This is a genomic window from Arhodomonas sp. KWT (assembly GCF_010993615.1).
The window spans coordinates 1-511 of record NZ_WNXE01001149.1 but is presented as its reverse complement, the minus strand read 5'-3'; the positions used below and the strand labels follow the sequence as shown (position 1 = coordinate 511).

At 69.1% G+C, this 511-nt stretch carries 1 protein-coding gene; it reads right to left on the bottom strand.

The features are described 5' to 3' along the window. Positions 1 to 277: 277 nt before the first annotated feature. Positions 278 to 511 (bottom strand): TRAP transporter large permease subunit (locus G7A99_RS24650; RefSeq protein ID WP_163144712.1); only part of this gene is annotated, 234 nt, incomplete at its 5' end.

Below are 511 nucleotides of genomic sequence, written 5' to 3'. Positions count from 1 at the left end.
GCACGGTCCCGTCCGGGCGACGACCGATGACGTCGGTGAAGGTGCCGCCGCGGTCGATCCAGAACTGCCACTGGCCGTTGCCGTGAGGTGCGGTGTTGTCGTTCATTGGCTGTGCTCGGCTCGCATGCGTGTGTCGAATCCGGTCACCGGGCCGGCGGTGGCGGTGCGCCGCGCCGCCGGTGGGGACCGTCGTGGTACGTACGGCGTCCGCTGCGGTGACGGCGCAGCGCACGGGTGTATCGAAAGGCGTTCCGTCGCGGGTGAGCGTCCGCAGGCCCTAGCGGGCCATCTGCCGGGGCAGCCAGGTCGCCAGCTCCGGGAATAGCACCAGGATGACGACGGCGCTCAGGAGCACCAGGAAGAACGGCAGTGAGGCGCCGGCGATGCGGAAGATGTTGCGCCCTGTCAGCCCCTGGAGCACGAACAGGTTGAACCCCACCGGCGGGGTGATCTGCGACATCTCCACCACGACCACCAGGAAGATGCCGAACCACAGCGGGTCGATGCCGGC